8 protein-coding genes are annotated in these 7,695 nt (G+C 73.0%); 5 read left to right on the top strand and 3 right to left on the bottom strand.

Annotated features, from left to right (window positions below; genetic code table 11):
- The first annotated feature begins 140 nt into the window (after positions 1-140).
- Positions 141-1,304 carry a polyamine ABC transporter substrate-binding protein gene (locus tag IE305_RS31610; protein WP_190133282.1) on the top strand — a complete coding sequence of 388 codons (1,164 nt, stop codon included), beginning with the start codon at positions 141-143 and terminating at the stop codon, positions 1,302-1,304.
- A 31-nt stretch (positions 1,305-1,335) separates the two neighbouring features.
- On the opposite strand, the gene IE305_RS31605 is transcribed toward IE305_RS31610, so the two are convergent.
- Positions 1,336-2,079, bottom strand: coding sequence for a glycerophosphodiester phosphodiesterase (locus IE305_RS31605; RefSeq protein ID WP_190133279.1), 744 nt, complete (start codon positions 2,077-2,079; stop codon positions 1,336-1,338).
- A 37-nt stretch (positions 2,080-2,116) separates the two neighbouring features.
- A complete protein-coding gene (locus tag IE305_RS31600) occupies positions 2,117-3,139 on the bottom strand; it encodes an adenosine deaminase (protein ID WP_190133278.1) in 1,023 nt (340 codons plus the stop codon).
- 130 nt (positions 3,140-3,269) lie between these two features.
- Here IE305_RS31600 and IE305_RS31595 point away from each other — a divergent pair, with 130 nt between their 5' ends.
- The gene (locus IE305_RS31595) at positions 3,270-3,953 is read left to right on the top strand and encodes a DUF4190 domain-containing protein (protein ID WP_190133277.1); all 684 of its coding nucleotides are present in this window, start codon (positions 3,270-3,272) and stop codon (positions 3,951-3,953) included.
- On the opposite strand, the gene ybiA is transcribed toward IE305_RS31595, so the two are convergent.
- Positions 3,943-4,533, bottom strand: coding sequence for a riboflavin biosynthesis intermediates N-glycosidase (gene ybiA / locus IE305_RS31590; protein WP_190133276.1), 591 nt, complete (start codon positions 4,531-4,533; stop codon positions 3,943-3,945). The two genes, IE305_RS31595 and ybiA, sit on opposite strands and share 11 nt — an antisense overlap.
- A 246-nt stretch (positions 4,534-4,779) precedes the next feature.
- Here ybiA and IE305_RS31585 point away from each other — a divergent pair, with 246 nt between their 5' ends.
- From IE305_RS31585 to IE305_RS31575, 3 genes are read left to right on the top strand one after another with little or no spacing between them, the layout of a single operon-like run.
- Positions 4,780-5,967 carry an ABC transporter ATP-binding protein gene (locus IE305_RS31585; protein ID WP_190133275.1) on the top strand — a complete coding sequence of 396 codons (1,188 nt, stop codon included), beginning with the start codon at positions 4,780-4,782 and terminating at the stop codon, positions 5,965-5,967.
- Complete coding sequence (locus IE305_RS31580) at positions 5,964-6,896, top strand: ABC transporter permease (RefSeq protein WP_190133274.1); 933 nt, start codon at positions 5,964-5,966, stop codon at positions 6,894-6,896. The genes IE305_RS31585 and IE305_RS31580 overlap by 4 nt, the downstream gene beginning before the upstream one ends.
- Entirely contained in the window at positions 6,893-7,693 is an 801-nt protein-coding gene (locus IE305_RS31575) for an ABC transporter permease (RefSeq protein WP_190133273.1), read from the top strand. Before IE305_RS31580 ends, IE305_RS31575 begins: the two co-directional genes overlap by 4 nt.
- The last annotated feature ends 2 nt before the right edge of the window (positions 7,694-7,695 follow it).

The raw sequence follows: 7,695 nt of genomic DNA, 5'->3' as shown, positions 1-7,695 counted from the left end.
ACGTGATGACCTCGCTGGGCTGATCTCCCCCAGCTACCGCTGGGAGGTGCCCCCCGCGCCCCGGTATCATCGGCCGCCGTTCCCCGAACACCCCTCCGAGCGAGGCCGAGAGAAACCGAGAGAACCCGCCCGTGAAGCCCCTGTCCCGCCGTGCCCTGCTGCACGTCCTGGGCGCCGGCGCGGGGGCCGCGGCCCTCGCCGGCTGCGGAGTGCCGCCCGCGTACGTCGCGCCGGCGGACCGTGCCGCCACCGACCGCTCCGGCCGCGACAGGAGCCTGGTCTTCGCCAACTGGCCGCTCTACATCGACACGGACGACAAGGACCCGCAGAAACGTCCCACCCTGGACGGCTTCCAGCGGGAAACAGGCATCTCGGTGACCTACACCGAGGAGATCAACGACAACGACGAGTTCTTCGGCAAGATCAGCCCCGCCCTGATGAACCACCAGGACACCGGGCGCGACCTCATCGTCGTCAGCGACTGGATGGCCTCCCGCTACGTCCGCCTCGGCTGGGTCCAGCCGATGGACCGCGACCGGCAGCCCCACGTCGCCAAGGAACTCGACCCGCTGCTGCGCCGCCCGGCGTTCGACCCCGGCCGCCTGCACACCGTGCCCTGGCAGTCCGGCATCACCGGCATCGCCTACAACCGGCGCAAGCTCGGCCGCGAGATCCGCCGCACCGCCGACCTGTGGCACGACGACCTGCGCGGCCGCGTCACCCTGCTCTCCGGCATGGACGAAGCCTTCTGCATGCTCATGCAGGGGAACGGCGCCGACGTCACCCGCTGGACCGCCGACGACTTCCACACCATGACCGAGCAGCTGCGCGGCCTCGTCCGCCGGCGCCACATCCGCCGCTTCACCGGCAACGACTACATCAAGGACCTCTCCTCGGGCGACGTGCTCGCCTGCCAGGCGTACTCCGGCGACATCATCCAGCTCCAGGCCGACAACCCCGACATCGCGTTCGTCGTCCCCGAGGAGGGCGCCGAGCTGTGGGCCGAGAGCCTGATGATCCCCGACCTCGCCCGGCACAAGGCCAACGCCGAGCAGCTGATCGACCACTACTACCGGCCCGAGACCGCCGCCCGGCTCGCCGCCTCCGTCAACTACGTCTGCCCGGTCCCGGCCGCCCGGCACGTGCTGGCCGACTCCAAGGACAAGGAGGAGGCCGAGCTCGCGGAGAACCCGCTGATCTTCCCCAGCGACGACATGCGCCGCCGGCTCGCCACCGCCCGCGACATCTCCGCCAAGGAACGGCCGGCCTTCGCCAAGGAGTGGAACGAGATCGTCGGCCTGTAGGGCCCGGGGGCGCGGGTCCTGCCCCGTCCGGTCAGGCCGGCAGCAGGGCCCGCAGTGCGCCGATGCGGTTGGTGGTGATGGCGTCCACGCCCGCCGTCAGCAGCCGGCGCATCGTCCGGCGCGTGTCCGCCGTCCACGCCGACACCTTCAGCCCCGCCGCGTGGTCCCGCGCCACCAGTTCCGGCGTCACCAGCCCGAAGCGGTAGTTCAGCCAGTGCGGCCGCACCGCCGCCAGCAGCGCCGGCCGGGGCGGCGCCAGCGTCGTCCACGTCAGCGCGATCTCCGCGTCCGGGTCCGCCCGGCGCACCGCGAGCATCGCCGCCGGCCCGCCGCAGTAGTACACGTGGCCGCGCGCCCCGCCCGCCGCCACCTCCTCGACCGCGGCCGGCACCACCGCCGGATCGGGCAGGTCGACGAAGAGCCGCGCCCCGCCGGCCGGGCCCGCCGCCGTCACCTCGGCCAGTGCCTCCCGCAGCGTGGGCACCCCGCCGCCGGTCGCCTCCCGCACCTCGTCCGCCGTCAGCGACGTCAGCGCCCGGTCCACGCCCCACAGCCGGCGCAGCGTCGCGTCGTGCAGCAGCACGGGCACCCCGTCCCGCGCCGGCCGCACGTCCACCTCCACCGCGCCCGCCCCGGCGCGCAGCGCCGAACGGACCGAGGGCAGCGTGTTCTCCCGGTGGACGTACGGGTCGCCGCGGTGGGCGACGGGCGTGCAGCGGACGGGGACGGGCACGGGGATCGGGCGTCCGGCGGGCCCGGCGATCCGGTCGGTCATGGCCCTCATGGTGGCAGCGGCCCCGGCCCGGGCGGCCTCAGCCGCGCCAGTTCGCGGTGTACGCGTCGATCTCCGCCCGCAGCGCGTTCTTGCCCGCGTCGTCGAGGAACGAGGCGTCGACCGCGTTGCGGGCGAGCGCCGCCACGCCCTGCGCGTCGAGGTCCAGCAGCCGCGCCGCGACCGCGTACTCGGTGTTGAGGTCGGTGCCGAACATGGGCGGGTCGTCGCTGTTGACCGTCACCAGGACGCCCGCCGCGACCATCTCCCGCACCGGGTGCTGCTCCAGGTCGGTCACCGCGCGGGTGGCCAGGTTGGAGGTGGGGCAGACCTCCAGCGGGATGCGGTGCTCGGCCAGGTGCTCCAGCAGCCGCGGGTCCTGCGTGCAGCTGGTGCCGTGGCCGATGCGCTCGGCGCGCAGCTCGGTCAGCGCGTCCCAGATCGTCTGCGGGCCGGTGGTCTCGCCGGCGTGCGGCACGCTGTGCAGGCCCGCGGCGATCGCCCGGTCGAAGTACGGCTTGAACTGCGGCCGCGGCACCCCGATCTCCGGCCCGCCCAGGCCGAAGGAGACCAGGCCGTCCGGCTTGAGCTCGCACGCGATGCGCGCGGTCTCCTCGGCGGCCGCCAGGCCCGCCTCGCCGGGGATGTCGAAGCACCAGCGCAGCACCACGCCCAGCTCCGACTCGGCCGCCTTGCGGGCGTCCTCGATCGCCTCGACGAACGCGACGTCGGGGATGCCGCGCTTCGTCGAGCTGTAGGGCGTGACGGTCAGCTCGGCGTAGCGGATGTTCTGCCGGGCCATGTCGCGCGCGACCTCGTACGTCAGCAGGCGCACGTCCTCGGCGTCGCGGATCAGGTCGACCACCGACAGGTAGACCTCGATGAAGTGCGCGAAGTCCCGGAAGGTGAAGAAGTCCGCGAGCGCCTCGGGGTCGGTGGGGACGGGGGAGTCGGGGTGCCGCGCGGCCAGTTCGGCGACGATGCGCGGGGAGGCTGAGCCCACGTGGTGGACGTGCAGCTCCGCCTTGGGGAGCCCAGCGATGAACGAGTCGAGGACGGACATGCGTCGCCTCCACGGCCGGGGAAACAGGTCGCCGGTCATCGTATGACGGCCTGTCGCACCTGCCGACGGGCGGGATCCACCCCGGTGGGGCAGGGCTTAGCATGACGAAGCCACCGACCGGGGAGGGCCAGTGTCCGACGAGGACCCCGACCAGCACGTCGCGCCGCCGGAGCCGCCCGCCGCGCCCGCCGCCGGCCCCGCGCCGCCGGAGCCGCCCCCCGTCGCGCAGCAGCCCCCCGCGGCCCCGCAGCCCCAGCCGTACCCCTGGGCCCCGCCCCCGCCCCCGTCCTCGAAGGGGGTGCCGCCCGTTCCGCCCGTACCGCTCGCGCCCACGGGCCCCGGCACGCCCAGCGCGTACGTGGACCCGTACCCGGTGGGCCCGTACGGGCAGGCGGGGCCGGGCCCCTACGGGCCGACCGGGTACGGCACCGGGGTTCCCGGCTGGGCGGTGGCCGGCCCGCAGGCCGGGGCGGGCAACGGCCTGGGCGTGGCCGCGCTCGTGCTCGGCATCGTCGGCGTGGTCGCCTCGGTGACGGTGGTGCTCGGGGTCGTCCTGGGCGTCCTGGCGATCGTCTTCGGCGCCACCGGGCGCGCCAAGGCGCGCGGCGGCGAGGCCACCAATGGCGGCCAGGCGCTGGCCGGCCTGGTCCTGGGGGTCGTCGCCGTGGTCCTCTCGGCGCTGATGTTCGTGCTGGTGATGACCATGGACGACCGGCGGGGCGCCGTGCCCGACGACGACCCGGAGCCGACCTACGCCGCGGTGGCGGCCGGCCCGCCGGTGCCGCTCCCCGGCGCCGGGGGCCTCAGCCGCTGACGTTCCGCAGCCGCTGACGGGCCTCCATCAGCGCGAATCCCAGCAGGTTGAGGCCCTGCCAGCGGGCCGGGTCCTGGGCCCGCTCGTCGTCGGCCGCCAGGCCGATGCCCCAGACGCGGTCCAGCGGGCTCGCCTCGACCAGCACCCGGTCGCCCGTGCCCAGCAGGTAGTCGCGGAGCTCGGGGTGGTGGCCGAACTTGTGCACGCTGCCCTCGACGACGAGCGCGAAGCGGTGCCGGCGCCAGACCTCGTCGTCGAAGCCGCGCACCGTCCGGCCGATGTCCTTGGCCTGCTTGGGGTGGCCGGCGGCCAGCACCCGTTCCTCCGCCTCCGCGTCGCCGAACAGGCGGGCCTTGCCCGCCATCATCCAGTGCTCCGCCGTCGCGTAGACCTTGCCGTCGGCCGGGAACGGCGCGGGCCACCACTGGCTGAAGCAGCCCGGCCCCACGCTGCCGTCCCGGCGGGGCCGGTGGCCCCAGAAGAAGACGTACTTGCGGCGCGTTCCCGCGGCGAGGTCCGCCGTGAGCTCCGCCACCGTCCGCGGCCCGTCCGCGGCATGTCCCGGCACCTCGGTGACCATGGGTTCCCTCCCCCGTGCAGTGCTGTGTCGAAAGGATCAGTCTGCACGCACCGATTCCGTCGCCCAAACCATTAATGGCTACGGAATCCCTTGTTGCGGCACGGGGAGTCTGCGAGGATCGGCAACCATTCCGGTTCCAGCCGTGGCGGGGCCGGGGACGTCGTGGCACGCCCGTGTCCGATCGACCCGCCGCCGTATGTCACTGTTACGTGCTCTGTCCTCACGAACACCCCCCTGGACCGAACCATGACGGATACCGCCACGACCGGCACCGCCGTGCGCCTCACCGGCCTCAGCAAGAGCTACGGCGCCTTCACCGCCGTGCACCCGCTGGACCTCGCCGTGCCCGCCGGCTCCTTCTTCGCCCTGCTGGGCGCCTCCGGCTGCGGCAAGACCACCACGCTGCGCATGATCGCCGGCCTGGAGGAGCCCACCAGCGGCACCGTCGAGCTCGCCGGACGCGACGTCACCGCCCTGCCGGCGTACAAGCGGCCCGTCAACACCGTGTTCCAGAGCTATGCCCTCTTCCCCCACCTCGACGTCCACGAGAACGTCGCCTTCGGGCTGCGCCGCCGCGGCGTGAAGTCGGTCCGCAAGCAGGTCGACGAGATGCTCGACCTCGTGCAGCTGGGCGACCTCGCCCGCCGCCACCCGCAGCAGCTCTCCGGCGGCCAGCAGCAGCGCGTGGCCGTCGCCCGCGCCCTCATCAACCACCCCGACGTCCTCCTCCTCGACGAGCCGCTCGGCGCCCTCGACCTCAAGCTGCGCCGCCAGATGCAGCTGGAGCTCAAGCGCATCCAGACCGAGGTCGGCATCACCTTCGTGCACGTCACCCACGACCAGGAGGAGGCCATGACCATGGCCGACACGGTGGCCGTCATGAACGCCGGGCGCGTGGAGCAGCTGGGCGCCCCCGCGGACCTCTACGAGACCCCCCGCACCACCTTCGTCGCCAACTTCCTGGGCACCTCCAACATCCTGCGCACCGACGTCCTCGACGCCTCCGGCACCGACCTCGTGCTGCAGGCCGCGGACACCAAACTCGGCCTGCCCGCGACACGATGTACCGCCCCCGCCCGGGCGGGCGAGAAACTCCTGCTCGGAATACGGCCCGAGAAGGTCGCGCTCACCCACGCCGACGACGCCGCCACCGTCGCCGACGGCCGCAACCGCGTCCGCGGCCGCATCGTGCAGGCCGGCTTCACCGGCGTGTCCACCCAGTACGTCGTCGACAGCCCCGTGGCCCCGGGCACCGGTCTGTCCGTCTACGTCCAGAACGTCGAGCGCGACGCGCGCCTCGTCCCCGGCGCCGAGGTCGTCCTGCACTGGAACCCCGGCCACGGCTTCGGCCTGGACGCCGCCCAGGACATCGAGGCCGGCACCGAGGCGACCGGCGACACCGCCGGCACGACGGTGGGGGAGGGCGCCGGATGACGACCGCACCCGTCACCGACGAGCCTCCCGCGGCCCGCACCGCCACCCGGCTCACCCGCTCCGGCCGCTCCCGGCGCGTACCCCTCTGGCTCCTGCTCCCCGGCATGCTGTGGCTGCTGGTGTTCTTCGCGGCGCCGCTCGTCTACCAGGCGTCGACCTCCCTGCAGACCGGCTCGCTGGAGGAAGGTTTCCGCGTCACCTGGCACTTCGCCACCTACGCCGACGCGCTGGAGCAGTACTACCCGCAGTTCCTGCGCTCCGTCGGCTACGCCACCGCCGCCACCGTGCTCTGCCTGGTTCTCGGCTACCCGCTGGCCTACCTCATCGCCCTCCGCGCCGGCCGCTGGCGCAACCTGCTGATGGTGCTGGTCATCGCCCCGTTCTTCACCAGCTTCCTGATCCGCACCCTGGCCTGGAAGACGATCCTGTCCGACGGCGGCTACGTCGTCTCCGCCCTGCGCTCCCTGCACGTCCTCGGCCTCACCGACGCGCTCGGCATCACCGAGGGCCACCGGGTGCTGGCCACCCCGCTCGCCGTCGTCTGCGGCCTGACCTACAACTTCCTGCCGTTCATGATCCTGCCGCTGTACACCTCGCTCGAACGCATCGACGGCCGGGTCCTGGAGGCCGCCGGCGACCTGTACGCCCGCCCGCTGACCACCTTCCGCAAGGTGACGCTGCCGCTGTCCATGCCGGGCGTGGTGGCCGGGACGCTGCTCACCTTCATCCCCGCCGCCGGCGACTACATCAACGCCGAGCTGCTGGGCTCCGCCGACCAGAAGATGATCGGCAACGTCATCCAGTCGGAGTTCCTGCGCGTCCTCGACTACCCGACCGCGGCGGCCCTGTCCTTCATCCTCATGGCCGCGATCCTCGCGCTCGTCACCGTCTACCTCCGCAAGGCCGGCACCGAGGAGGTCACCGGATGACCCGCGCGACCCGCTGGCTGCGCCGCAACCTCGTCGTGCTCGCGGGGCTGGGCACGCTCGCCTACCTGCTGCTGCCCAACCTCGTCGTCACCGTCTTCTCCTTCAACAAGCCCAACGGCCGCTTCAACTACGCCTGGCAGCGGTTCTCCACCGACGCCTGGACCGACCCCTGCGGCGTCGCCGGCCTGTGCGGCTCGCTCTCCCTCAGCCTGGAGATCGCCGCCTGGTCCACGCTGGGCGCCACCGTCCTGGGCACCGCCGTCGCGTTCGCCCTGGCCCGCCACCGCTTCCGCGGCCGCGCCTCCGCCTCCACGCTGGTGTTCCTGCCGATGGCGATGCCCGAGGTCGTCATGGCGGCCTCGCTGGCCACCCTCTTCCTCAACATGGGCGTCAGCTTCGGCTTCTGGACCATCCTCATCGCCCACATCACCTTCTGCCTCAGCTTCGTGATCACCGCGGTGAAGGCGCGCGTGGCGAGCATGGACCCCCGCCTGGAACAGGCCGCCCAGGACCTCTACGCCACCCCGCTGCAGACCTTCCGCAGGGTCACGCTGCCCATCGCCGCCCCCGGCATCGCCGCCGGCGCGCTGCTGTCCTTCGCCCTGTCCTTCGACGACTTCGTGATCACCAACTTCAACGCGGGCTCGACCGTGACCTTCCCCATGTACGTCTGGGGAGCGGCGCAGCGGGGCACGCCCGTCCAGATCAATGTCATCGGAACGGCGATGTTCGCCGTCGCCGTGCTGTGCGTCCTCGTCGGTCGCCTGACGACCGGGAGACGCCGAAGAAGGAGCTGAGA

This window comes from Streptomyces mashuensis (assembly GCF_014654785.1).
Lineage (GTDB): Bacteria > Actinomycetota > Actinomycetes > Streptomycetales > Streptomycetaceae > Streptomyces > Streptomyces mashuensis.
This window is presented reverse-complemented; position numbering and strand designations above follow the sequence as displayed.

Excerpts from the sequence above, each read along its gene's own strand:
- IE305_RS31600 (WP_190133278.1), bottom strand. The coding sequence starts at position 3,139 with ATGTCCGTCCTCGACTCGTTCATCGCTGGGCTCCCCAAGGCGGAGCTG.
- IE305_RS31605 (WP_190133279.1), bottom strand. The coding sequence starts at position 2,079 with ATGACCGACCGGATCGCCGGGCCCGCCGGACGCCCGATCCCCGTGCCC.
- IE305_RS31585 (WP_190133275.1), top strand. The coding sequence starts at position 4,780 with ATGACGGATACCGCCACGACCGGCACCGCCGTGCGCCTCACCGGCCTC.
- IE305_RS31575 (WP_190133273.1), top strand. The coding sequence starts at position 6,893 with ATGACCCGCGCGACCCGCTGGCTGCGCCGCAACCTCGTCGTGCTCGCG.
- IE305_RS31580 (WP_190133274.1), top strand. The coding sequence starts at position 5,964 with ATGACGACCGCACCCGTCACCGACGAGCCTCCCGCGGCCCGCACCGCC.
- ybiA (WP_190133276.1), bottom strand. The coding sequence starts at position 4,533 with ATGGTCACCGAGGTGCCGGGACATGCCGCGGACGGGCCGCGGACGGTG.